Here is a 24390-nt window from a genome sequence, read left to right as displayed (position 1 = left end):
GCGCGCTCCGGGTCCGCGTCCAGCCCGGGGATCCGCGGAAGGGGCATCCTGCCCCTGCCGCGGACGGCGTACATCCATGTACGCCGCCCTCCGGGTTTTTCCCCGGGCTGGCCGCCGCTTCGGAAGGGAACCCGGTAAGGCAAAGGCAACAGCCAAAGCAAAAGCAAAAGCACAGCAACAGCCAAGCCAACAGCCAAAACAACGGCAACGGCAACGGCAACGGCAACGACGATAGCCACCACGGTGCTGCAAGCGTTGGGCAGAACTTCTCCCGTCACGACAGCCGTCATCGGAAGCCACACTTGAAAACGACACGCTGGAAACCAAAAGCGCGTCCACAACCTCTTCGCTAGATCACCAGCAACCTGATAGCCAAAACAGCACCTTCAGCTCGTACAAGCACCGACTGATGGCCTAGAGCGCAGCGCGCCGTTACCCCAGCGCCGCGTCGATCGCCGCGCGCAGGCGCGGATCTTCGGCGGTGACGTCCGGGGCGAAACGCCCGTGGACCTTGCCGTCGCGGCCAACCAGGAACTTCTCGAAATTCCACAGCACCCCCGGCGCCGGATTCGGCTCGATGCCGTAGCCGGCCAGCTTCTCGCGCATCGGGCCCTCGCCCTCGGTCTGCGGCTGCGCGGCGATCAGCGCGCGGTACAGCGGATGCGTGGCCTCGCCGGTGACCGCGATCTTGGCGAACATCGGGAAAGTCACGTCGTAGGTGAGCTGGCAGAACTGCTGGATCTCGGCCTCGCTGCCCGGCTCCTGGCCCTTGAAATCGTTGGCCGGGAAACCGAGCACTTCCAGTCCGGCGGCCTGCTTCTCGCGGTACAGCGCTTCCAGGCCCGCGTACTGCGCGGTGAGGCCGCACTTGGAGGCGACGTTGACGATCAACAGCACCTTGCCCTCGAACGCGGCGAGGGTGGTCGGCTCGCCGTCGATGCGGGTCAGCGGAAGGGTCTGCAGCGGCTGGGACATGGGCGTGCCTCGGTGGAAAGGGAGCGCCAGCATAGTCGCTGCCGGCGCGGCGTGCGCAGTGGCGTGACCGCGTGACTCAGCGCACCGACAGCTCCCCTTTATGGGCGCATTAACACCCTGCTTTGCCGCGAATCGTGCGGTCCCGTAGGAGCGGCTTGAGCCGCGACGGCCCTGCCGGCAAAGCCTGCTCGCGGCTATCCCGAAAGGCAACGAGGCGCCGCTACACGTGCGCCTCTCGTTATCGGAAGCACCCCGCATCGGCTGGCAGGCCAGCTGCATGGAGACGGCCGCGAAGATGCGGTATCGAATCGCATCGACACCCCATGTGAGACAAGGCCACCCGCCTGCCTGGCTATCGGCACAGCATGCCCACACGAAGCGGCCGCGCCAGCCCATCCAGGTCGCAAGGCTGCATCCAACATGGCGCCTGTCCGTGGCACGCCATTTCGCGCCGACGCAACCGCCACACCGTCTCCAATCCCGGCTCCCGCCGCTCAGCGCGCGGCTCTCACTGCCCGTCGTCGCCCGCGGGCTCGTCCGCCTCCGCCTCGTCCAGCGGCAGCGACAGTTCCAGCAGCGGCGCGGCCTGCGCATCGGCCAGGGTCTCGACCCCGCGCAGGCGGCGTTCGATGGTGCGGGTCTTGCGGCTGGCCTCGCCCAGGCTCTTGCCGACGGTGCTGATCTGCTTCTCGGCCTTTTCCAGGATGCCGGCGAACTTGCCGAACTCGCTCTTGACCGCGGCCAGCACGCCCCACACCTCGCTGGAGCGCTTCTCGATGGCGAGGGTGCGGAAGCCCATCTGCAGGCTGTTGAGCAGGGCGGTGATGGTGGTCGGCCCGGCGACGACGATGCGGTGCTCGCGCTGCAGCAGGTCGGCCAGGCCGGGACGGCGCAGGGTCTCGGCGTACAGGCCCTCGGTGGGCAGGAACATCACCGCGAAGTCGGTGGTGTGCGGCGGGGCGATGTACTTGTCGCCGATCGACTTGGCCTGCACCCGGATCGCGCGCTCCAGCTGTGCCCCCGTCGCCTGCACCAGCTCCGGGTCGCCCTGCTCCTGCGCGTCGAGCAGGCGCTCGTAGTCCTCGCGCGGGAACTTGGCGTCGATCGGCAGCCACACCGGCGTGTCCTCGTGGCCGCGGCCGGGCAGCCGCACGGCGAAATCGACCATCTCGTTGCGCTCCGGGCGCACCCGCACGCCGCGCGCGTACTGTTCCTGGGTCAGGGTCTGCTCGAGGATGTTCTCCAGCTGCACCTCGCCCCAGCCGCCGCGGTTCTTGACGTTGCTCAGCACGCGCTTGAGGTCGCCGACGCCGGTGGCCAGCTGCTGCATCTCGCCCAGGCCGCGCTGGACCTGCTCGAGCCGTTCGGAGACCAGCTTGAAGGAGGCGTCCAGGCGCGTGTTGAGGGTGGTCTGCAGCTTTTCGTCGACGGTGCCGCGCATCTGCTCGAGCTTGGCCGCGTTGTCGGCCTGCAGTTCCTTCAGCCGCTCCTCCAGGGTGCTGCGCATCTCGCCCATCCGCTGCTCGTTGCGCTGGACCAGGTCACCCAGGCGCTGGCCGAGCGTGTCGGCAAAGCGCTGCTGCGCGTCCGCGCCTTCCTGGCGGCCCTTGCGCGCGTCCTCGAGCAAGGCCTCGCGCAGCGCACCCAGTTGCGCGTCGATGCGCGCGACCAGTTCGGCCTGCTGCTGACCGAACTGCGCCATGCGCGCGTCCTGCTGCTGGCCGAAGGCATCGAGCTGGCCGCGGATCTCGACCAGGCGCTGGCTCAGCAGCTCGGCCATGCGCTGCTGCGCGGCGCCGGCCTCGACCCGGCCGCGCCGCGCGTCCTCGGTCAGCGCTTCGCGCAGCAGGTCCAGGCGCTGATCGGTGCGGGTGGACAGGTCGGCCAGGTGGCGGGCGAAGCCTTCGCTGCGCGCGTCCTGCTGGCGGGCCAGGCTGTCGAGCTGCTCGCGCAGTTCGCCGCGGCCGCTGCGCTGCTCCTCGCGCAGGGCCGCCTCCAGCGCGGTGTGGTTGCCCCGCCGCAGCAACACGGCCAGCAACAGGGCGATGACGGCACACAACAGGCCGGCGAGGATCAGGAAATGGACATCGTTCTGCATGCGGTCAGTGTAGCCGGCCGCGTCTCAATCGCTGCGCCACGCGCCGGCAGGCGGAGGAGCGCGGATATACCTTGGTATCGCCGCCATGGCCTCATGCAGGCTGGTACGGGCATGGGCCGCGTGCCAAGCTTTGCGCCATCCGCTCCTGGCCCGGCCAGCGGGCGACGCCGCGGCAGCACGCCGCGCCCGGCCATCGCGCATCGCGCGATCCGTTCCCCTGACCCCGGAGGCGCGCATGGACCCCGATCCGCATCGACGCGGCGTCAGCGCCGCATGCCACTGCCATTCCCCCCGCCTGGTCGCTGCCTGGCGCTGAGCCGGAAGACGCCCGCCGCCCACGCCGCGACGTCCTTGCCGGCCACGCGCCGCAAGGAGGTCGTCATGTTCGTGTTCTCGCTGTTTTCCCGCCATGTCCGTCTGCAGCGCTGCCTGCAGCGCGCGCTGCGTGCCGCGGTCGCCATGCGCCGCACCGAGGCGCTGCGCCATCTGCTCGCCGCCCATGGCGCCCGCGCCTTCGCCCTGGCGCTGTCCGCGCAATCGCCGCGGGTGATGGCCGATGCGCTGTCGCTGCTGCCCGTCGCCGACCGCATCCGGGTCCGCGCGCGGCTGCCGCATGCGGCGCAGCGGCGCCTGCACGCCGCCGGGGTGAGTGCCCCGGCGGCGCACTGGCTGCATGCCGCCCTGGCCTGGTGGCCCGGGGTGCACTGACACCCGCGCGCCTGCCGCCGCGGTGTCGACTGCCATCTCGCCCCGGCATCATGCGCCCCTGCATCCGCTCATTCCCTTTCCCGGAGCCGCCATGATCGCTCCCCTCGCCCACTGGAACGCGCCCTGATGGAAGCCCTGCGCCTGTTCAATCTCGGCTCGCTGCTCGACACCCTGGTGAGCCTTACCGCCGCCTTCGTGCTCGGCGCGATCATCGGCTTCGAGCGCCAGGTGCGCCAGCGCACCGCCGGGCTGCGCACCAACACCCTGGTCGCGGTCGGCGCGGCGATCTTCGTCTCGCTCGGCGACCGCCTGTTCGAGATCCACGGCGGCACCCAGGGCGCGGTGCAGGTGGTGGCCTACGTGGTCTCCGGGATCGGCTTCCTCGGCGCCGGCGCGATCATGAAGGAAGGCGCCAACGTCACCGGGCTCAACACCGCGGCCACGCTGTGGGGATCGGGCGCGGTCGGCGCCTGCGCCGGTGCCGGACTGGTCGCCGAGGCGGTGCTGGCGGCCATGTTCGTGCTGCTCAGCAATACCCTGCTACGGCCGATGGTGAACCGCATCAACCGGCATCCGCTGAAGGAATCCTCGCTGGAAGCCACCTACATGTTCTATGCGATCTGCGCGCGCGAGGTGCATGGCGAGGTGCGCGAACGGCTGATCGATCTGCTGGAGGAAGCGCACTACCCGGCGCGCGAAGTCGAGCAGCATCCGTTCGGGCACCAGGACGTGGAGATCGCCGCCACCCTGTACGCCACCGCGGTGCGCGCCCAGGAACTGGATGCGGTGGTGCAGCGCCTGGAAGGCGAACCAGGTGTACAACAGGCGTTCTGGAACGCCGGCACGGAAGGCTGAGCCAGCCATGTCCGTCCCCCTTTCCTCCCGCACGCCGCCCCGCCGATGATCGCCTGGTTCAAGCCACTGCCGCCGCACCGCCGCCTGCTCGGCCTGGCCGCGCTGGGCCTGGCGCTGGGCGCGATCTTCGTCGCCGACACGGTCACCGACTACGCGGTGGCGGCGGCGTTGTTCTACACGGTGGCGATCCTCGGCGCCGTGCGGCTGCTGGCCCCGGCCGGGCTGGGCGTGCTGGCCGGGATCTGCGTGGTGCTGGTCGTGCTCAGCTTCCATCTGACCCATGCCGGTGCCTACCGGGTCGGCGTGATCAACTCGGCGATCAGCATCGTGGTGGTGGCGGTCACCGCCTCGATCGCGGTGCGCATGGAGCGCGCCAAGGCCGCCGCGCACGCGGCGCAGGCGCAGTTGCTGCGGCTGGCGCGGGTGCGCAGCCTGGGCAGCCTGACCGCGTCGATCGCGCACGAGGTCAACCAGCCGCTGGCGGCCATCGTCACCAGCGGCAACGCCTGCCAGCGCTGGCTCGACCAGCAGCCGCCAAACCTGGACAAGGCGCGCGCGGCGCTGGCGCGCATCCTCGCTGACGCCGAGCGCGCCGGCGAGGTGATCGCGCGGGTACGCAGCCTGACCCGCGGCGAGGCGCCGCAGCAGCGCGCCTTCGACCTCAATGCCGCGGTGAACGAAGTGCTGGCGCTGTCGCAGGGCGAACTGGAACGCAGCGCGGTCAACGTGCACACCGACCTGTCGGCGCTGCTGCCGCCGGTGTCGGCCGACCCGGTGCAGATCCAGCAGGTGATCGGCAACCTGCTGCTCAACGCGATCGAGGCGATGGCGGCCACGCCGGCGGCGCAGCGCACGCTGCGCATCGCCACCGTGCGCGAGGACGCGCGCTCGGTGCGGCTCAGCGTGGCCGACAGCGGCGAAGGCCTGTCCGCGCAGGCGCAGGCGCACCTGTTCGATGCGTTCTGGACCACCAAGCAGGGCGGCATCGGCATCGGCCTGAGCATCAGCCGCAGCATCGTCGAGGCCGGCGGCGGGCGCATCTGGGCCGAACCCGGGCGGCCGCGCGGCGCGGTGTTCTGCGTCTGCCTGCCCATCGCCAGCGGAGCCACGCCATGAATGCCGACGCGACCGCACGCCCGGTGGTGTACCTGATCGACGACGACGCCTCGATCCGCGCCGCGCTGGAAGACCTGTTCGCCTCGGTGGACCTGCAAGTGCACGCCTTCGCCTCCACCCGCGACTTCCTGGCGCATGCGCGCGCCGACGCGCCGAGCTGCCTGGTGCTGGACATCCGCATGCCCGGGCAGAGCGGCATGGACTTCCACCGCAACATGCACGAGGCCGGGCTGGCGTTGCCGACCATCTTCATCACCGGCCACGGCGACATCCCGATGAGCGTGGAGGCGATGAAGAACGGCGCCATCGAGTTCCTGACCAAGCCGTTCCGCGACCAGGACCTGCTCGACGCGATCGGCCAGGGCATCGCCCGCGACCGCGCACGCCGCGCCGCCGATGCGGCCCAGGCCGAACTGCAGGCGCGCTGGGCGCGGCTCAGCGCCGGCGAACGCGAGGTGGTGGAGCTGGTGGTGCAGGGCCTGCTGAACAAGCAGGTGGCGGCACGACTGCAGCTCAGCGAGATCACGGTGAAGGTGCGCCGCGGCAATGCGATGCGCAAGCTGGAGGTCGGCTCGCTGGCGGAGCTGGTGCGGCTGGCGGAACGGCTGGGGCGGTAGTCGGTTGCGGGAGCCGACAGTTGCCGGGCGCGGCGGAACACGTCCTGACACACCGGTATTCGGTAGGAGCGGTCTCCGCGCGATAGGGCCGGATGTGCGCTTCGCATCGAGCCGCACAAGCGCCGTGCCATACCGCGCCACAGGCGTAGCTTTGCTGCACCGCATTCGGCGACACTGCCGGGCTTGTCACTTCCGCACCCGAGGCCCGCATGTCGTTCCTGTTCCGGCGCAAGTCGCTCGACCTGGTCACCGTCCACGAGGCCGGCCGCCGGCTGGTGCCCTCGCTGAGCTGGCCGCATCTGGTGGCGCTGGGCATCGGCGCGATCGTCGGCACCGGCATCTACACCTTGATCGGGGTCGGCGCGCAGTTGGCCGGGCCTGCGGTGCTGGTGTCGTTCGCGGTGGCCGGGGCGATCTGCGCCTGCGCCGCGCTGGCCTACGCGGAGATGGCGACGATGATGCCGGCCGCCGGTAGCGCCTATACCTACAGCTACGTCGCGCTCGGCGAGGCGATCGCCTGGGTGGTGGGCTGGAGCCTGATCCTGGAGTACTCGCTGGTGGTCAGCACGGTGGCGGTGGGCTGGTCCGGCTACTTCGTCGGCTTCCTGCACTGGGCCAGCGCGCAAAGCGGCATGGATCTGAATCTGCCGGCGGCGCTGACCGCCGGGCCGCATGCCGGCGGCATCGTCAACCTGCCGGCGGTGCTGATCACCTTCGCCGTGGCTGGCCTGCTGATGGCCGGCACCAAGGAGAGCGCCACCCTCAACGCGGTGCTGGTGGTGCTGAAGCTGATCGCCCTGGGCATCTTCGTGGCGGTGGCGCTGCCGGCGTTCCAGAGCGCCAACCTGCACCCGTTCATGCCCTACGGCTTCCCCAAGACGGTCGGCGCCGACGGCGTGGCGCACGGGGTGATGGCCGCGGCGGCGATCATCTTCTTCGCCTTCTACGGCTTCGATGCGATTTCCACCGCCGCCGAGGAAACCAAGAACCCCAAGCGCGACCTGGCGATCGGCATCGTCGGCTCGATGATCGGCTGCACCCTGATCTACATCCTGGTGGCGCTGGCCGCGGTCGGCGCGATGCGCTACGACGTGTTCGGCGCCAGCGCCGAGCCGCTGGCGCTGATCCTGCGCGAACTCGGCCACGGCAAGGCGGCGGCGGCGATCGGCGTGGTCGCGGTGATCGCGCTGCCGACCGTGCTGCTGGCGTTCCTGTACGGGCAGAGCCGGATCTTCTTCGTGATGTCGCGCGACGGCCTGCTGCCGCGCGGGCTGTCCAAGGTCAACGCACGCACCGGCACGCCGGTGGCCACCACCCTGTTCACCGCGGTGCTGGTGGCGGCGCTGGCCGGCGTGGCGCGGCTGGACGAGATCGCCGCGCTGGCCAATGCCGGCACCCTGGCCGCGTTCATCGCGGTGGCCGCCTGCATGCTGGTCCTGCGCCGCCGCGAACCCGGCCGCGCCCGCACCTTCCGCACGCCGCTGGCCGGGCTGGTAGGGCCGCTGGCGATCGGCGGCTGCCTGTACCTGTTCTGGAGCCTGCCGCATACCACGCAACTCTGGTTCGGGCTGTGGAACGTGCTGGGCGTGGTCGCCTACCTGCTGTACGGCCGCCGCAACAGCCTGCTGCAGCGCGCGCCGCAGACGCCGCGATGAGTCCGCACTTCCGGGCAGCGCTGGCACGGCACGTCGGCAGCGCCTACGCGCGCCAGCTGGCCCTGGCCGACGTGCTGGCCGAACGTGGCTGGCACGTGGACCTGGGCGAAGGCCGGGTGCGTTTCGGCGAGGATCTGTCGTTTCCGATGCAGTTGCTGGGCACTGCCGCCGAGGCCAGCGCCAGCTGGTTGTGGGCCTGGGCCAACACCGCCAGCCAGCTTCCGCCGGCCCTGCTGGCCGACGCGACCGCGTTGCGCGCGCACGGCGAGCGCGAGGGCATCGCCGAACTGGCCGCGCCGTCCTCGGCGCTGGGCGAGGACGGCGGCCACCACATCGCCCTGCTCGCCGGCGCGCTGCGCGGGCGCTGCTACTACCGCGCGCCGTACGACGGCGGCGCGCTGTTCTTCCTGTTAGACGACGTGCCGGCCGCGGTCTTCGCACCGTGCGACGACGCCCGCGTGCTGCGCCTGCTCGGGGAACTGCCGATGCAGTTCGCACTCGACCACCGCGCCATGAGCGAAGGCTTCCTGACGGACCAGGGCTATGCGCTGCAGTGCGCCGCCGCGCAGACCGTGGCGACGCGGGGCAACGCCCGCATCGTCCTGGAGTTCGATGCACAGGAGCGGCTGGTCCGCACACAAGGCCAACTGGCCTCGGCACCGGCCGCCGCGGCGGTCACGCCGAAGCAGGCACTGGCCTGGCAGTTCTGGAAACGCAAGCGTTGAAGACGGCGGCGGCGCGTGGCACCTGCGCGCCGCCGTACCGCGCCATTACCACCAACGCACGCCTTCGAACGGGTTCCAGCTGACGCTGCCCTTGCGCAGGTGCAGGTAGTAGGCGTAGTTGGCGGCCATGCCGACCAGCAGCGAGTAGGCGATGCCCAGGCAGCGGCCGACCACCTCGGGCAGGAATGCCGCGACGATGCCCACCGCCAGCGAGATGCCGATCAGCCCCAGCGCCTTGCGCCACATGCCGAGGATGAAGAAGTAGATGAAGCCGAAGAACAGGGCGAAGAAGTTCATGTTGATCTTCAACCGGTCCATGAACGGCAGCGCCTTGAATGCCGCCTTGTACTGGGGCGTGGAGGGCGCGCCGTGACGGTCGAAGAAGTCGAAGCGGAACTGCCACTTGGGGCTGAGCGGGGCGTGTTGCGGGAGATTCGGGGTTTCCATGGCGTGAGCATCCGTGTTGTAAACGTTTTCAGTTTACCTGAACAGGACAGAGCGCGCCAAATGGGCGCGGGCTGATGCACCAACCTGGTGCGGTGCGCTAGCGCTAGCGCTAGCGCTGGGATTGGGGCCTGGGGATTGGGGATTGGGAGCGGCGGGGCTGGGGCTGACGCTGCGCCTGGCCCCGCGACGGGTCTCTCCCCGCCGCATTGCGGTCAGTCAGCGGTTACCGGGTCGGGACTGAAGTCCCTCCCACATGGCTTGCCTGCACGTGACGCATCCGCTGGCGAATATCCACCTGTGGGAGCGGCTTCAGCCGCGACGCGCGGGGCAGCGGACTCGCGGTGTCTGCGGCAACCACCGGTCATCGCGTCGGGACTGAAGTCCCTCCCACAAGGCTTGCCTGCGCGTGGCGCATCCGCTGGCGAATACCCACCTGTGGGAGCGGCTTCAGCCGCGACGCGCGGGGCGACGGGCTCGCGGGGCTCTGCGGCAACCGCCGGTCATCGCGTCGCGACTGAAGTCCCTCGCACAGAGGCTGACGTATCGCGACCAACGCTGCGGCTTGCAGTGCGCCGCCAAGCCGAACCGGCGTCGCAGGCGGCTATTGCGCCCGGGAGCCGCCCAGGCGCTGGCCCAGTGCGATCGCCACGGCTACGTTGCGGGCTGCCTGGCGCAGGGCGTCCGCGGCGTCGGCCAGCGCGGCTTCGCGCGTGGACACCCGCTGCACCGCGCCGAACAGCGCGTCGATTCCCTGCGCATGCAGAGCCGACGCTCCATCGCCCAGGCCACCGGCGATGGCCAGCACCGGCACGCCATGGCGCCGGGCGATGCGGGCGAGGCCAACCGGCACCTTGCCCTGCGCGCTTTGCCCGTCCAGGCGGCCCTCGCCGGTGACCAGCAGATCGGCGCCGGCCAGGTGCGCTTCCAGCCCCAACGCTTGCGCGACGATCTCCACACCCGGCCGCAGGCGCGCACCGAGGAAGGCGACCAGGGCCGCGCCAATGCCGCCACCCGCGCCGGCGCCGGGCAGCTGCGCCACCGCCACGCCCAGGGTGCGTTCGATGGCCTCGGCATAGTGCTGCAACCCCGCGTCGAGCTGGGCGACCATCGCCGGCGTGGCGCCCTTCTGCGGCCCGAACACCGCCGAGGCGCCGGTCGGCCCGGTCAGCGGGTTGTCGACGTCGCAGGCGACCTCGATCGTGCAGTCGCGCAGCCGCGGGTCCAGTCCGTCCAGTGCGATGCGCGCCAGTGTGCCCAGCGCGGCGCCGCCGGCAGCCAGGTCGCGGCCGTGCGCGTCCAGCAGGCGCACGCCCAGCGCCTGCGCCATGCCGGCGCCGCCATCGTTGCTGGCGCTGCCGCCGATGCCGATCAGCAGCCGGCGCGCGCCGGCGTCCAGGGCGGCCAGGATCAGTTCGCCGACGCCGCGGGTGCCGGTCAGGCGTGGATCGCGCCGCGGCGGCGGCACCAGCATCAGCCCGCTGGCCGCGGCCATCTCGATCAGGGCGGTGCCGCCGTCCTCGCTCAGGCCGAATTCCGCTGCCACAGGCGCGCCCAGCGGCCCGGTCACAGTGCAGGCGACCCGGCGCCCACCGCCGCCGGCGACCAGCGCGTCTACCGTGCCCTCGCCGCCGTCGGCGAACGGCAGCAACACATACTCCGCCTCCGGGAACACGCTGCGAAAGCCCGCCGCGATCTGCGCGGCCGCCTGCGCCGCGGACAGGCTTTCCTTGAACGCGTCCGGGGCAATGACGATCTTCATGCGTGGGACGCAGCGGGCGACCGCGCCTCCGCGCGGGGCGAGGCGGGCCGCTTCATGCGCGCGTTCGAAAGCAACATGGGGCGATCATAGTCGCGACCGGCGTGACGACCTACTTCGCCGTCTCAGGCTGGCGCCAGGTGCCGCATCACCTGCAGGTCGGCGATGGCCGCGGCATAGGGAGCAAAGCGGGCATCACCGCTGGCGAAGGCATCGGCCGCCGCCTGTGCGCTGGCCAGGTCGCGCCAGTGCGCGATGTCGACGAACTGGTCGTCACCGTCCAACGGCGCATACGCGCGGTAATCGAGCAGGCCGGGAAAATCGGCAAGCGCAGCGCGCAGTTGCTGGCGCAGCGCCGGCATGCGCTCGCGGGCGTCGGGCTTGACGGTGAACACGGCGAGTTCGAGGAAGCAATTGGAGTGGGACATGCAGGCATTCCGCAGTGAAGGAGCCGGCAGTCTGCGGACACCCTGCTGACACCGGGGTGTCAGTGCCCGCGCTGCGCCCAGGCCGCGCGCTGGTGCTGCAGGTACGCGTCCAGCGCCACGTGTGCCGGTACCGGCAATGGCGGCGCGCAGGGCTGTACCGCCTCGATCCGATCCAGGCGGAAATCGCGATACGCGGCGCGCAGCCCGCACCAGCTGCCCAGCGTCCAGTGCTGTCCCCAGTGGAACAGCCCCAGCGGCAGCACCGCGCGCTCGCTGGTCTCGCCCTGCAGGCTGCGATAACGCAGCCGCACGCTCCGGCGCTGCGCGGTAGCGGCGTGCAGCGCCTGCCAGCATGGCAACGCCACCGGCACGGCGCGCAGTGCGCGTGCCACCCGCGGCACCGCCGCCGGCATCGGCAAGGCCGCCTGCAGCTTGTGCAGCAGGCTCCGCGCGGCCGGCTGCAGCTGGCCGCCCCCGCTGCAGGCGAGCATCTCCACCGCCAGTTGCAAGGCCTCGACTTCCTCGCCCGACAGCGCCAGCGGCGGCAGGGCGAACGCCGGGTCCAGCCGATAGCCGATGCCGGCCTCGCCGTAGACCGGAATGCCGCCGAGCGAGAGATCGTCGAGGTAGCGGTAGATGCTGCGGACCGACAGGCCCAACTCGGCGGCGAGCACGGCGGCCGTCACCGGCTGGCGCACCCGGATCAGGTTGACCAGCTGGAACAGCCGCTCGGCCTTGCGCATGCGCGGCGCGCTAGTCCACCACGCGGCAGAACACCGCCTTGAGGTAGCGCGATTCCTGCACGTGGGCCATGAACGGGTGGTCGGCGCCGGCACCGGCCACCTTCAGGATCTGGATGGTGCGGCCGGAGAAGTAGGCGGCGCGGCGCAGCATGTCCAGGAACTCGTGCTCGGCGACCAGGCCGGTGCAGGAGAAGGTGGCGAACAGGCCGCCCGGGGCGACCACGCCCAGCGCCAGCTTGTTCATGTCCAGGTACTTCTTCAGCGCCGGGATCACCTGGTCGCGGTCGCGGGTCATCTTGGCCGGGTCCAGGATCACCACGTCGTACTGGTCGCCGCGGGCGGCGGCATCGCGCAGGTACGGGAAGATGTCGGCCTGCACGAACTTGGGCCGCACGTCGTTGAGGCGGGCGTTGCCCTTGGCGATCTCGATCACGTCCTCGTCGATGTCCACGCCGACCACCTCGGTGGCGCCGCGCACCTTGGCGTAGACCGCAAAGCCGCCGGTGTTGCAGCACAGGTCGAGCACGCGCTTGCCTTCCACCTGCTGGCTCAGCCATTGGCGGTTCTCGCGCTGGTCGGCGAAGAAGCCGGTCTTGTGCGCGCCGGCCGGGTCGGCGCGGAAGCGCACGCCGTATTCGCTGATGATCGCCGGCTCCGGGCGCTCGCCGCTGCTGGACACCGGCCGGTAGTCGAAGCTCTCCTGCTTCTGCACGTGCTCCTCGGCGAAGCTGTAGAAGCGCGCGCCGGGGAACTGCGCGCGCAGCGCGGCGTAGATCCACTCGCGGTGGCGGAACATGCCGGCGCTGAAGAACTCCACCACCAGCAGGTCGCCGTAGCGGTCCACCACCAGCCCGGACAGGCCGTCGCCCTCGGCGTGCACCACGCGCCAGGCGTCGCTGACCGCATCCAGCTTGAGCACGTCACGGCGCAGCGACACTGCCTCGGCGATCTTGCGCGCGAACCAGTGCTCGTCGACGGCGATGTCGGGGTTGGTCTCGAGGATGCGCACGGCGATGCGCGAGTGGCCGTTGTAGAAGCCGCGGCCGACCCACGCGCCGTCCACCCCGACCACGTCCACCAGCGCACCCGGCTTGGGCTTGGCGGCGGGTTTTTCGACCAGTTTCTGGAAGATCCAAGGATGGCTGGAGCGCCAGGCGTTCTTGAGGCGGACAACGGGCAGGGGACTATTCATGAACGCCATTGTAGCCGCCCCGATTGACGGCACCGCCGGCAGCCGCAAGAATGCGCGCAGAAGGGGAGTAGCTCCCGACGTTGTCGCCGTCAATTCGAGCCCGCGGGCTCCGGTGCAACGGCAGCCGGTCCATCGGCTGCGAGCGAGACCTTCGCCGCAGTGGCGAAGGCACCCTCTGGACGACATCCGTCGTCTCCGTCCTGAACGCCTCCGCCGCCGCGGCCCCGAGGTTCCCTGTTCACTGACGGAAAATTCCCAATGGAAACGATAGGCAACGTGTGGTTGTGGAGCGGTTTCGCGATCGTGGTGGTCGTGGCGCTGCTGGCGGACCTGGTGCTGATGCGCCACGGCGGTCCGCACAAGGTCACCTTCAAGGAAGCGCTGTGGTGGAGCATCGGCTGGATCGCGCTGGCGCTGGCGTTCAACGCCGGCCTATGGTGGTACCTGCGCGAGACCATCGACGTGGCCACCGGCAACCGCCTGGGCCTGGAGTTCTTGACCGGCTACCTGGTCGAGAAGTCGCTGGCGGTCGACAACATCTTCGTGTTCCTGATGATCATGAGCTACTTCGCGGTGCCGGAGGAGCAGCGCCAGCGCGTGCTGGTGATCGGCGTGCTCGGCGCGATCGTGCTGCGCGCGGTGATGATCTTCGCCGGCTCGGTGCTGCTGACCAAGTTCCACTGGCTGCTGTACGTGTTCGGCGCGTTCCTGCTGTTGACCGGCATCAAGATGTGGTTCTCGGCGGGCAAGGAGCCCGACCTGGAAGCCAACCCGGTGCTGCGCTTCATGCGCAAGCATCTGCGCCTGACCCCGCAGTACCACGGCAACGCGCTGAGCGTGACTCAGGAGGGCAAGCGCTGGTTCACCCCGCTGTTCGCGGTGCTGATGCTGATCGCGATCACCGACGTGATCTTCGCGGTGGACAGCATCCCGGCGATCTTCGCGATCACCACCGACCCGTTCATCGTGCTGACCTCCAACGTGTTCGCGGTGCTGGGCCTGCGCGCGATGTTCTTCCTGCTGGCGGGCATGGCCGACCGCTTCCACCTGCTGCCCTACGGCCTGGCGATCGTGCTGGTGTTCATCGGCACCAAGATGCTGATCATCGACCTGTACAAGATCCCGGTGCTGGTGTCGCTGCTGGCGGTGGCGGTGGTGATCGGCGCCACCGTGGTGCTGAGCCTGCTGCGCCCGGCCAAGCCGGCGCACTGACCCGGCGCCTGCGCCGCGGCCGCGGATTGTCCCGCGGCCGCGGCCAGTCCCTCCCATCGGCGGCGCCTTGCCTTGGTGGCGGGGCGCCGCCATCCAGGGAGCATGGACACCTCCTCGCTCCCCTCGCCCACGCCCGAGCCCGATGCGCAGGGCCGCTTCGACCGCGCGCGGATCCTGCGTGCCTTCAATGCCAGCCTGGCCTTCGTGGCGCTGCTGGTGGCGGTGTTCGCCAGCCAGGGCCTGTTCGACTGGCGGCCCTGGGCAGTGGCGCCGCACACGGCTGCCGGCCTGCTCGGCGTGCTCACCGCGCCGCTGCTGCACGGCTCGCCGGAGCACCTGGGGGCCAACGCCGGCGCCCTGCTGATCCTCGGCACCCTGGCCGGCAGCGTGTATCCGCGCGCCACCCTGGCCGGGCTGCCGTTGCTGTGGCTGGGTTCGGGCCTGGGCGCTTGGTGGCTGGGCGATCCCGGCAGCCATCACCTGGGCGCCAGCGGCGTCGCCCACGGCCTGCTGTTCCTGGTATTCGCGCTGGCCTTGCTGCGCCGCGACCGCGCCGCGATCGCCGCCAGCATGATCGCCTTCCTGTTCTACGGCGGCATGCTGGTGACGGTGCTGCCGCACCAGGACGGGGTGTCCTGGCAGTCGCACCTGGGCGGCGCCGTGGGCGGCGTGGTCGCGGCGCTGCTGCTGCGCCATCGCGATCCGCTGCCGCCGCGCAAGCGCTACAGCTGGGAGGACGAGGAGGACACCGACGATCTGCTCGCCGCCGACGACGAACTGGAACCGCCACCGCCAAGTCAGGTGCCGGTGCTGTGGCAGCCGCCGCAGGCGCCGCGCGGGGTGGTGCTGCGCTTCCCGCCGCGCGAGGAGCGTGACGGCGGCTGAGGTGGGCAAGGCCATGCCGGCCATCCGCCCGTCGGCATCCGTAGGAGCGGCTTCAGCCGCGACGCCTTTTCCCAGGAACGCCCGTCGCGGCTGAAGCCGCTCCTACAGCAGCCGGGCTGCCCGCGGCAGGTCGCCACGGGCGACCTGTCCCTGCGCTGCGCCGTACACTGACCGATCCGTCGTCGCTGTCCGAGTTCGCATGTCCGTGTCGCCCACCTGCCGTTTCCGCACCGCCGCCGCCGTGCTGGCGCTTGCCCTGGCCGCCTGCAGCGGCCCGGCGGTGCGCGCACCGGCGCCGGCCAAGGCCGTGGGCTATCTGCCGGCCACAGCGGTGCCGGACAGTCTGCAGTTGCTGCCGGCGCCCCCGGCGGCCGGCTCGCCGGGCGAGGCCTTGGACCTGGCGGTCAACCGCGAGGCGCTGGCCCTGCGCGGCAGCGCGCGCTGGCAGCAGGCCGCGCGCGATGCCGATCTGAGCTTCCCCAACGGCGCCGGCCAGTTCGCCTGCGCGCTGGGCGTGGCGATCGACGCGCAGCACACCCCGCACCTGTACGCCCTGCTGGAGCGCAGCCGCATCGACGCCAGCGCCGCCACCAAGGCGGCCAAGCGCCAGTACCAGCGCGCGCGGCCGTTCCTGCGCAACCAGCAGGCGGTGTGTACCCCGGGCGATCTCGACGACCTGCGCCAGAGCGGCTCGTATCCGTCGGGGCATAGCGCCATCGGCTGGGCCTGGGCGCTGACCCTGAGCGAGATCGCGCCCGAGCGCGCCGATGCGCTGATCGCGCGCGGCCGCAACTACGCCGAGAGCCGGCTGGTGTGCAACGTGCACTGGCAGAGCGACGTGCTCGCCGGCCGCTTCCTGGGCGCGGCCACGGTGGCGCGGCTGCACGACGACCCGGCCTTCCGCGCCGACCTGGCCGCGGCCCGCGGCGAGATCGCCGCCGCGCGCGCGGCCGGGCGCATGCCCGCCGGCGACTGCGCCGCCGAAGCCGGCGTCCTGCAGGTCCGTCCGGCCAGCGCGCTGTAGGGACGGCGTGCGGAACGCTGCACGGGTCACCCTGCCTTTGGGCAGATGCGAACGGTCCCCGACGGCAGGCTAGACTCGCCGCGACTTCCCGCCAAGGACCCGCACCGATGACCCAGTGGTATTTCCTGACCGGCAGCGAACAAACCCGCTCCGGCCCGTTCGACGATGCCGACGCGTTCGTCTTCGCCCGCAACAATCCCACGGCGCTGGCCTGGAGCCAGGGCCAGAACGGCTGGCTGCCGGTGGCGCAGATTCCCGCCCTGCAGGGCGGCGCGTCCTTCCTCCCGCCGGGCCCGCCGCCGCTGCCCACCACCGCCAGCCGTGCCGACCAGATCGACTACCGCATCGTCGGCCACGAGATGCAGTTCGTGGAGATCGAGCTGGACCCGGGCGAGAGCGCGGTGGCCGAGGCCGGCGCGCTGATGTTCAAGGACGCGGCGGTGCGGATGGACACCGTGTTCGGCGACGGCTCCGGCGCCGAACACGGTGGGCTGATGGGCAAGCTGCTGTCGGCCGGCAAGCGCCTGGTCACCGGCGAGAGCCTGTTCACCACGGTGTTCACCCACCAGGGCCATGGCAAGGCCAAGGTCGCCTTCGCCGCGCCCTACCCCGGCACGGTGCTGGCGATGAAACTGGACCAGCACGGCGGCCGCCTGATCTGCCAGAAGGACAGCTTCCTGGCCGGCGCGCGCGGGGTCTCGCTGGGCATCCACTTCCAGCGCAAGGTCATGACCGGCCTGTTCGGCGGCGAAGGGTTCATCATGCAGAAGCTCGAGGGCGACGGCTGGGTGTTCGTGCACGCCGGCGGCTGTGTGGTCGAGCGCGAACTGGCCGCCGGCGAGCGCCTGGACGTGGACACCGGCTGCGTGGTCGCCTTCCATTCCTCGGTGGACATGGACGTGCGCCCGGTCAGCGGCATCAAGAGCATGTTCTTCGGCGGCGAAGGCATGTTCCTGGCCACCCTCACCGGCCCCGGCAAGGTCTGGCTGCAGTCGCTGCCGTTCTCGCGCCTGGCCGGACGCATGCTCGCCGCCGCGCCGCAGGGCGGCGGGCAGAACCGCGGCGAAGGCTCGGTGCTGGGCGACTTCGGCCGCATCCTGGACGGCGACAACAGGTTCTAAGACGGCGTGCTCAGCCCCTCTCCCCCCGGGAGAGGGGTTGGGGTGAGGGTGCGGGCGCGCAGCGCCTCGCAGACCCAAGCCTGCGCGCTTGCACTGAAGCGCCCGGACCACCCAGCATGACCTCCGGTCGTGGGCGGTGCAGGAGGATGCGGCTATGCTCGCGCCGGCTCCTTCCTCCTTTCCGCGACGCTTCCATGACCGTGTTCCGTTCCCCGCGCCTGTTGCTGTCCCTGTCCCTGTTCGGCCTGCTTGCCGCCTGCGGCGGCGAACCCAAGCCGGCGCCGCCGGCGCCGGTGGTGAACGGACCGGCCCCGACGCCGGCGGCCAAGCCGCTGCGCATCGGCATCGCCCTGGGCGGCGGCGCGGCCAAGGGCTTCGCCCACATCGGCGTGATCAAGATGCTGCAGGCCAACGGCCTGGAGCCGACGGTGGTGTCCGGCACCAGCGCCGGCAGCGTGGTCGGCGCACTGTACGCCAGCGGCATGGACGCGTTCCAGATGCAGCAGGCGGCGGTGGCGCTGGACGAGAGCAGCATCCGCGACATGCGCCTGTTCTCCGGCGGCCTGGTGCAGGGCCAGGCGCTGCAGGACTACGTCAACGCGCAGCTCAAGGGCAAGCCGATCGAGAAGCTGGCCAAGCCGTTCGCCGCGGTCGCCACGCGGCTGGAAGACGGCGAGCGCACCGTGTTCGTGCGCGGCAATGCCGGCCAGGCGGTGCGCGCGTCCAGCAGCATCCCCGGCGTGTTCGAACCGGTCACCATCGGCAAGTTCCATTACGTGGACGGCGGCGTGGTCAGCCCGGTGCCGGTGGACGCGGCGCGCCAGCTCGGCGCCGACTTCGTCATCGCCGTGGACATCTCCAGCAAGGCCAGCGGCAAGAACCCGGGCAGCATGCTCGGCACCGTCAACCAGTCGATCGCGATCATGGGCCAGCGCCTGGGCCAGCAGGAACTGGGCCGCGCCGACATCGTGATCCGGCCTAAGGTCAACGACATCGGCGCAGCCGACTTCGCCCAGCGCAACGCCACGATCCTGGAAGGCGAGAAGGCCGCGCTGGCGGCGATGCCGCAGATCAAGGCCAAGCTGGCGCAACTGCAGCAGCAGCGTGCGGCGGCCGCAGCCGCGGCGGCAAAGGCCGCGCAACCGGCGCCGCCGCCGTGCGAACCGCCGTCGCGGCTGGGCCGCCTGCTGCGCCGCGACGATCCCTGCAAGCCGAAGGACTGAGGCGTGCCTCCCCTCTCCCCCGGGAGAGGGGCCGGGGGTGAGGGTCCGACCGCCAGGGCCGCTTCCTACTAAGCGCAGTCCCACCCGCACCACACCGCAGGTCAGTACCGCCAGCCCGGGCTGAAACCGACAGCGCAACGCCTCCGCCTGCCGCTCCCCTCTCCCGCCGGGAGAGGGGCCGGGGGTGAGGGTCCGACCGCCAGCGCCAGTTCCTACCCGGCGCAGTCCCACCGGTACCCCACCGCGCCTCAGTACCGCCAGCGCAGCGTGAAACTCACGAAGCGCGGTTCGCCGTAGTTCTGGTAGTCCAGGTTGGCCCAGTACTTCTTGTTCAGCGCATTGGTCACCGCCAGGGTCGCGGTCCACTGCGTGCTGAGCTGGTAGTTGGCGTTGAAATGCACCAGCGCGTACGGGTCCTGCACCACGGTGACCGGGCGCGTGGCGGCACTGCCGTCGCCGACCGGGCGCTGGATGTTGTAGCCGCGCACCGCGCTCTGCCAGCTCACGCCGCCGCCCAGGCTCAGGCGCTGCCAGGCGCCGGGCAGGCGCACCTGGGTGGACAGCTGCAGATAGTCCTCCGGCAGGTTGGCGTAGATCGCGTCGGTGGGCGCGCGGGTGACCTTGGCGTGGGTGTAGCCGGCGTTGAGCGTCCAGCCCGGACGCAGTTCGCCGTTGTATTCCACTTCCCAGCCGCGGCTCTTGGTGCCGTCGACGCCGATGTAGGCCGAGCTGCCGTCGGGCAGCGAGGCTTCCGGCTGGGTCATGTCGCGCACCGCGTAGTTGTCCTGCTTGGCCTCGAATACCGCTGCGCTGAGCAGCCCGCGGCCGTCGGCCAACTGCGCCTTGACGCCCGCCTCCAGGTTGGAGCCCTGCACCGGCGCCAGCAGGTTGTTGTCCTTGTCCTTGTAGTTCTGCGGATTGAAGATCTCGGTGTAGCTGGCGTAGGTGGAGACGGCCGGGGTGATGTCGTAGACCAGGCCGACATAGGGGGTGACCTCGTCGCTGACCCGGTAGCGGCCGCTGGTGCCGGTGTAGCTGCCGTCGGCGGCGAAGGCCTGGGTGCGGGTCTGCCAGGAACTCAGGCGCGCGCCGGCGATCAGCGACAGCGGTTCGGCCAGGCGCAGCCGGGTGGAGGCGTACACGCCGCGCTGGGTGGTGCGCGCCTCGCGCCGCGCGCCGGTACGGGCGGCGGTGATCTGGCCCACGTCGCCATGCCAGTCGTAGACGTTGGGGATGTAGTAGCAACGCTCGCGGCCGCAGGTGGTCCAGTCGCCCGGATAGCGCAGCGCCAGGGTCGGCGTGGTCGACTGCAGGTCCTGCCAGCTGCCGCCGAGGACCAGGTCGTGGTCGCGGCCGAACAGCGGGAAGCTGCCGGACAGGTACACGTCCAGGCCGTCGCGGGTGTCGGTGGTCTGCCCGGCGGCGGCGCGCAGGTAGATGCCGCTGCCGTCGCGCTTGGGATAGCCGCTGCCGTAGACGCGCAGGTTGTCGACCTCGCCCTCGGTGCGCGCCAGGTTGACCTTCAGCAGCCAGTTCTCGCCGAAGCGCTGTTCCAGGTTCGCGAAGGTGGTGTGGGTGTTGCGCTGCCAGCGCGCCCACTTCGGCGCCAGGTTGGTGGAGCTGGGCAGGTCGGCGAAGCCGCCGTCGGCGAAGAAGTACGGCACCGTGCCCCAGGTCGAGCCGACCGGATCGTTGTCCTGGCGCTGGTAGCCGACGGTGACCGTCGTGGAGTCGGTCAGGTCGCCTTCCAGCACCGCCATGCCCGACATCTTCTGCTCGGTGTAGTGGTCGTAGTAGTAGCCGCGATCCTGCCAGGCGGCGACGAAGCGGCTGCGGAAGCGGCCGTCGGCGGTCAGCGGCGCGGTGACGTCGGCCTGGGTGCGGCGGAAATCCCACGTGCCGAGCGAGGCCGCGAAGGACGCATCGAAGGTCTTGCCGGGGCGCTTGCGCAGCAGGTTGACCGTGGCCGAGGGAATGCCGGCGCCGCTGAGCAGGCCGTTGGCGCCGCGGATCACCTCGACGCGGTCGTAGAAGACCATGTCGTATTCCTGATTGGTGGAGCCGCTGTAGGTGGGCAGGCCGTCGACCTGGAAGTCGGTGATCTGGAAGCCGCGCGCGAAGTACAGCGGGCGCTGGGTGTCGTAGAAGGAGACGTTGACGCCGGTGACGTTGCGCATCACGTCGTTGATGCTGAACAGCGATTCCTCTTCCAGCCGCTGCTGGCCCAGCACGCTCACCGATTGCGGCGTCTCCTGCAGCGTCAGCGGCAGGCGGGTGGTGGTGGACGGCTGCGCGCGCGACGGGCTGCCGCTGACTTCGACCTTGTCCAGCGTGGTCGGCTGCACGTCGGCCTCGGCTGTGGCCTCGGCGGCGAACAGCGGTGCCGAGGCGGCGGAGAGCGCGGACAGCACGGCAAGGGACAGCAGGCGGCGTGGAGCGGAGGGAAGCATGGATCGATCTCGCGGGGTGGGGCGCGGCGGCGACCCGGTCGCGCCGCGGTGGAGGAAAGGACAGGCGCAGCCGCGCTCCACGGCGGGGGGAACCGACGTGGCTGGCCCGGCAGGGCTGGCGGAGGGGCTGTGGCCGTGGATGGCCGTCGCAGAACGCAAATGTAAATCGTTAGCAACAACTTAACAAGGGTTGCCATGCGCCGACACGCAACGGCACGTCCGCGTCGTGCCGCTAGCCGCGCGGCAGCGGCAGGCCGGCGAAGTCCTTGACCGTGCGCAGCACGAAGCTGGAATTGACGTCGGCGACGCCGGCGGCGTTGAGCAACTTGTCCAGCAGAAACGCGGAGAAGTGCGCCAGATCGCGGACGTAGACGTGCAGCAGATAGTCCATGTCGCCGGTCAGCGCATGGCACGCGACCACTTCGTCCCAGCCCTGCACACTGTCGGCAAAGTGGGCGATGCCGCTCTGCCCGTGCTTTTCCAACTGCACGCGGACGAAGGCCTGCAGACCCAGGCCGATCGCCGCCGGCACCAGCCGCGCGGCATAGCCGGCAACCACACCTTCGGCTTCCAGCCGTTGCACCCGGCGCAGGCAGGCCGAGGGCGACAGGTTCACCTGCGCGGCCAGCTCGGCATTGCTGGCGCGGCCCTGCCGCTGCAGCAGGGCGAGCAGGCGCAGGTCGGTGCGGTCGAAGGTCGGCGATCCGGTCATTTATTGCTCTGCAACATGGCGTCTACGCAACAATCTTGCGCGCGACGCCAGGATCCGTGCAACTTCGCAAGCCCATTGCGCGGCGGCGCGCCTACCATCGTGGCATCCCGTTCCGGAGCGTCGACCATGGACACCGCACCGCGCCGCGTCGAACACCAGCAGACCGACAAGGGCTACGTGCCGGTCTACACCACCGCCGTGGTGACCCAGCCGTGGGACAGCTACAGCGCCGACGACCACGCCACCTGGGGCACGTTGTACACCCGCCAGCGCGAATTGTTGGTCGGCCGCGCCTGCGACGAGTTCCTGCAGGCGCAGGACGCGATGGGCATGAATTCGCAGGCGATTCCGCGCTTCGACGAACTCAACGCCGTGCTGCAGGCGACCACCGGCTGGACCCTGGTCGGCGTCGAAGGGCTGCTGCCGGAGCTGGACTTCTTCGACCACCTGGCCAACCGCCGCTTCCCGGTGACCTGGTGGATCCGCCGTCCCGAGCAGATTGACTACATCGCCGAGCCGGACCTGTTCCACGACCTGTTCGGCCACGTGCCGCTGCTGATGAACCCGCTGTTCGCCGACTACATGCAGGCCTACGGCCGCGGCGGAGTGAAGGCGCATGCGATCGGTCCGGAGGCGCTGCAGAACCTGACCCGGCTGTACTGGTACACGGTGGAATTCGGCCTGATCGACACCCCGGACGGCCTGCGCATCTACGGCGCCGGCATCGTCTCGTCCAAGGGCGAATCGCTGTACTCGCTGGAGTCGGACGCGCCCAACCGGATCGGCTTCGACCTGCAGCGGATCATGCGCACCCGCTACCGCATCGACACCTACCAGAAGACCTACTTCGTCATCGACAGCTTCGAACAGCTGATGCAGGCGACCTCGCCGGACTTCACCCCGCTCTATGCGGCACTGGCCGACCAGGCACACCTGCCCGCCGGCCAGGTGCAGCCGCAGGACCGCGTGTTCCATGCCGGCAGCGGCGAAGGCTGGGCGGACGGCGGCGACGTGTGAGGAGCACCAAGGCGCGATCAGCGACAGGCCGATTGCGCTGCTGCAGGCATACGTTCGCAGTGCGCATGACGCAGCGCGCCCCTCTCCCATCGGGAGAAGGGTTGAGGTGAGGGTACGGGCGCGCAGCGCGCACAGAATTGGCTAAGGCGGGTTGCCTTCCCAGGGATGCGCCGATCCGCGCAATGGCGTAAACCAGCGACCGTGCAGCGGTCGCAGGCCAGTGACCTTAACGTGGATACACCAATAGCAGCACCAGCGGTTCATCGCCCACCTGCTGCAACGCGTGCCTGCTGCCGGGCCGGGTCAGCAAGGCATGGCCGGCGCGCACGTCGTACTGCGTTCCGTCCAGCACGTAGCTGCCGTGTCCGCTGACGATGTAGTAGATCTCGTCCTTGTGCTGCGGATGCAAGCCGATGCCGGCGCCCTGGTGCAGCACGCGTTTGCGCAGCACGAATGGCAGGTCCTGCACGTCGGCGAAGAAGGGGTACGCCGTGGTCGGCCCTGCGCCGCCGTGCGGGCCGGGCTGGCCGCGGGCCAGCGTGTCTTCGTGCAGCACCTGCGATTGCGCCGAGGCGTGGGCGGGGCGCACCACGTCGCAATCCAGATCACGCAACAGCGCCGGGCGCAGGGTGGGCAGCGCCTGCACCACATCGCGCAGCGCCAGGCAGGCCAGGGCGTTGGCACCAGCGATGCTGAAACGGCTGGCGGCGGCAGCGTCCTGTTCGGGCACGAACAGGTACGGGCGCGCGCCCTGCTCGCCCAGCGCACGCAGCCAGGCACGGCTGCTGGCGTCGAGGTCGATCAGCACGACCTGCTGCGTGCTTGCCAGCCGTCGCAACGCCTGGATGCCTTGCGCAGGTGTATCCAGCGGCACACCCTGCATGAACAACGGGCGCGCCACCGGCGTGACCAACACAGGCGTGGCGCCCTTGGCGCGTACCTGCATCAGCGCGCGGGCAACCGTTTGCTGCAGGTCAGCATCGCGGCTGGCGTCTTCGCGCTCGACGTCGTCGTGGCCAAACTGGATCAGCACCACGTCGCCACGACGGAGTTCGCTGGCGAGCGTGTCGAGCGGACCTTCGGCGGTGATGCGGCGCGCGCTGCGCTCGTCCCTGGCGTGATTGCGCACCTGCCACGCGTTCGGGTCCAGGTAGCTTTGCAAGGGCTGGCCCCAGCCGGCCTGCGGCGCACGCTCGGCGCCGACCTCGGCAGCAACGGCGTCGCCGACGATGAACATGCGCTGCGGCTCGGCGCCGGTGACGCTCGCGAAGAGCAACAGCAATGCGGACAGGAGCAGGCGCATGGGCACTCCGCTGCGCTGGGGCTGCTTGGCACCCGATCGGTTGGCGTCATCAGGCCAGACTGACAGGGAGCAGCGCGGTAGGCGTTGACCGATCCTTCGGCCCTCACCCCAACCCCTCTCCGCGGGAG

Annotated in this window: 22 protein-coding genes; 12 read left to right on the top strand and 10 right to left on the bottom strand. The window is 70.5% G+C overall.

Going from position 1 to position 24390, the window contains the following annotated elements; genetic code table 11:
- Positions 1-432: 432 nt before the first annotated feature.
- Together M3U25_RS16220 and rmuC are read right to left on the bottom strand one after the other, a co-directional pair.
- The gene (locus tag M3U25_RS16220; RefSeq protein ID WP_355501450.1) at positions 433-975 is read right to left on the bottom strand and encodes a glutathione peroxidase; all 543 of its coding nucleotides are present in this window, start codon (positions 973-975) and stop codon (positions 433-435) included.
- A 508-nt stretch (positions 976-1483) separates the two neighbouring features.
- Complete coding sequence (rmuC, locus tag M3U25_RS16215) at positions 1484-3073, bottom strand: DNA recombination protein RmuC (RefSeq protein WP_355501453.1); 1590 nt, start codon at positions 3071-3073, stop codon at positions 1484-1486.
- 381 nt (positions 3074-3454) lie between these two features.
- On the opposite strand from rmuC, the gene M3U25_RS16210 reads away from it, so the two are divergent.
- The 6 genes from M3U25_RS16210 (at position 3455) to M3U25_RS16185 (ending at position 8749) form a co-directional block, all read left to right on the top strand.
- Complete coding sequence (locus tag M3U25_RS16210) at positions 3455-3781, top strand: hypothetical protein (RefSeq protein ID WP_242161592.1); 327 nt, start codon at positions 3455-3457, stop codon at positions 3779-3781.
- Positions 3782-3907: 126 nt separating this feature from the next.
- The gene (locus tag M3U25_RS16205) at positions 3908-4636 is read left to right on the top strand and encodes an MgtC/SapB family protein (RefSeq protein ID WP_355501457.1); all 729 of its coding nucleotides are present in this window, start codon (positions 3908-3910) and stop codon (positions 4634-4636) included.
- 45 nt (positions 4637-4681) lie between these two features.
- Positions 4682-5752, top strand: a complete 1071-nt coding sequence (locus tag M3U25_RS16200) for an ATP-binding protein (RefSeq protein ID WP_355501460.1) — start codon at positions 4682-4684, stop codon at positions 5750-5752.
- Positions 5749-6369, top strand: a complete 621-nt coding sequence (locus M3U25_RS16195) for a response regulator (RefSeq protein WP_355501463.1) — start codon at positions 5749-5751, stop codon at positions 6367-6369. The genes M3U25_RS16200 and M3U25_RS16195 overlap by 4 nt, the downstream gene beginning before the upstream one ends.
- A 209-nt stretch (positions 6370-6578) precedes the next feature.
- Positions 6579-8024, top strand: coding sequence for an amino acid permease (locus M3U25_RS16190; RefSeq protein ID WP_355501466.1), 1446 nt, complete (start codon positions 6579-6581; stop codon positions 8022-8024).
- Positions 8021-8749, top strand: a complete 729-nt coding sequence (locus M3U25_RS16185; RefSeq protein ID WP_355501469.1) for a DUF6882 domain-containing protein — start codon at positions 8021-8023, stop codon at positions 8747-8749. Before M3U25_RS16190 ends, M3U25_RS16185 begins: the two co-directional genes overlap by 4 nt.
- 45 nt (positions 8750-8794) lie before the next feature.
- Here the strand turns inward: M3U25_RS16185 and M3U25_RS16180 are convergent, their stop codons facing one another.
- The 5 genes from M3U25_RS16180 to M3U25_RS16160 all read right to left on the bottom strand — a co-directional run bounded on the left by M3U25_RS16180 (position 8795) and on the right by M3U25_RS16160 (position 13315).
- Positions 8795-9196, bottom strand: coding sequence for a DUF2628 domain-containing protein (locus M3U25_RS16180; protein ID WP_355501472.1), 402 nt, complete (start codon positions 9194-9196; stop codon positions 8795-8797).
- A 601-nt stretch (positions 9197-9797) separates the two neighbouring features.
- Complete coding sequence (locus tag M3U25_RS16175) at positions 9798-10955, bottom strand: glycerate kinase (RefSeq protein ID WP_355501475.1); 1158 nt, start codon at positions 10953-10955, stop codon at positions 9798-9800.
- A 122-nt stretch (positions 10956-11077) separates the two neighbouring features.
- The gene (locus M3U25_RS16170; RefSeq protein ID WP_355501478.1) at positions 11078-11380 is read right to left on the bottom strand and encodes an antibiotic biosynthesis monooxygenase family protein; all 303 of its coding nucleotides are present in this window, start codon (positions 11378-11380) and stop codon (positions 11078-11080) included.
- 59 nt (positions 11381-11439) lie between these two features.
- Positions 11440-12123, bottom strand: a complete 684-nt coding sequence (locus M3U25_RS16165; RefSeq protein WP_355501480.1) for a YafY family protein — start codon at positions 12121-12123, stop codon at positions 11440-11442.
- 10 nt (positions 12124-12133) lie between these two features.
- The gene (locus M3U25_RS16160; protein ID WP_355501483.1) at positions 12134-13315 is read right to left on the bottom strand and encodes a class I SAM-dependent rRNA methyltransferase; all 1182 of its coding nucleotides are present in this window, start codon (positions 13313-13315) and stop codon (positions 12134-12136) included.
- Positions 13316-13573: 258 nt separating this feature from the next.
- Here M3U25_RS16160 and M3U25_RS16155 point away from each other — a divergent pair, with 258 nt between their 5' ends.
- The 5 genes from M3U25_RS16155 (at position 13574) to M3U25_RS16135 (ending at position 18780) form a co-directional block, all read left to right on the top strand.
- On the top strand, positions 13574-14527 hold the full coding sequence (locus M3U25_RS16155) for a TerC family protein (RefSeq protein ID WP_017913055.1): 954 nt from the start codon (positions 13574-13576) through the stop codon (positions 14525-14527).
- A 102-nt stretch (positions 14528-14629) separates the two neighbouring features.
- Complete coding sequence (locus M3U25_RS16150; RefSeq protein ID WP_355501487.1) at positions 14630-15412, top strand: rhomboid family intramembrane serine protease; 783 nt, start codon at positions 14630-14632, stop codon at positions 15410-15412.
- A gap of 199 nt (positions 15413-15611) precedes the next feature.
- Positions 15612-16436 (top strand): phosphatase PAP2 family protein, encoded by an 825-nt coding sequence (locus M3U25_RS16145; RefSeq protein WP_263392006.1) that lies wholly within the window; start codon positions 15612-15614, stop codon positions 16434-16436.
- Between the two features lie 107 nt (positions 16437-16543).
- Positions 16544-17557, top strand: coding sequence for a TIGR00266 family protein (locus tag M3U25_RS16140; RefSeq protein WP_355501491.1), 1014 nt, complete (start codon positions 16544-16546; stop codon positions 17555-17557).
- 194 nt (positions 17558-17751) lie between these two features.
- On the top strand, positions 17752-18780 hold the full coding sequence (locus M3U25_RS16135) for a patatin-like phospholipase family protein (RefSeq protein WP_355501494.1): 1029 nt from the start codon (positions 17752-17754) through the stop codon (positions 18778-18780).
- Between the two features lie 248 nt (positions 18781-19028).
- Here M3U25_RS16135 and M3U25_RS16130 read toward each other — a convergent pair whose 3' ends face one another.
- Together M3U25_RS16130 and M3U25_RS16125 are read right to left on the bottom strand one after the other, a co-directional pair.
- Complete coding sequence (locus M3U25_RS16130; protein ID WP_355501497.1) at positions 19029-21230, bottom strand: TonB-dependent siderophore receptor; 2202 nt, start codon at positions 21228-21230, stop codon at positions 19029-19031.
- Positions 21231-21462: 232 nt separating this feature from the next.
- Positions 21463-21942, bottom strand: coding sequence for an Lrp/AsnC family transcriptional regulator (locus M3U25_RS16125; RefSeq protein ID WP_184502778.1), 480 nt, complete (start codon positions 21940-21942; stop codon positions 21463-21465).
- A 126-nt stretch (positions 21943-22068) separates the two neighbouring features.
- Between M3U25_RS16125 and phhA the strand changes: the two genes are divergently transcribed.
- On the top strand, positions 22069-22959 hold the full coding sequence (gene phhA, locus M3U25_RS16120; protein WP_355501500.1) for a phenylalanine 4-monooxygenase: 891 nt from the start codon (positions 22069-22071) through the stop codon (positions 22957-22959).
- Positions 22960-23185: 226 nt separating this feature from the next.
- Here phhA and M3U25_RS16115 read toward each other — a convergent pair whose 3' ends face one another.
- Positions 23186-24262, bottom strand: a complete 1077-nt coding sequence (locus M3U25_RS16115; protein WP_355501503.1) for a cupin domain-containing protein — start codon at positions 24260-24262, stop codon at positions 23186-23188.
- Positions 24263-24390 lie beyond the last annotated feature (128 nt).

The organism is Xanthomonas sp. PPL134, from assembly GCF_040595915.1.
Classification (GTDB): domain Bacteria; phylum Pseudomonadota; class Gammaproteobacteria; order Xanthomonadales; family Xanthomonadaceae; genus Xanthomonas_A; species Xanthomonas_A indica.
This window is presented reverse-complemented; position numbering and strand designations above follow the sequence as displayed.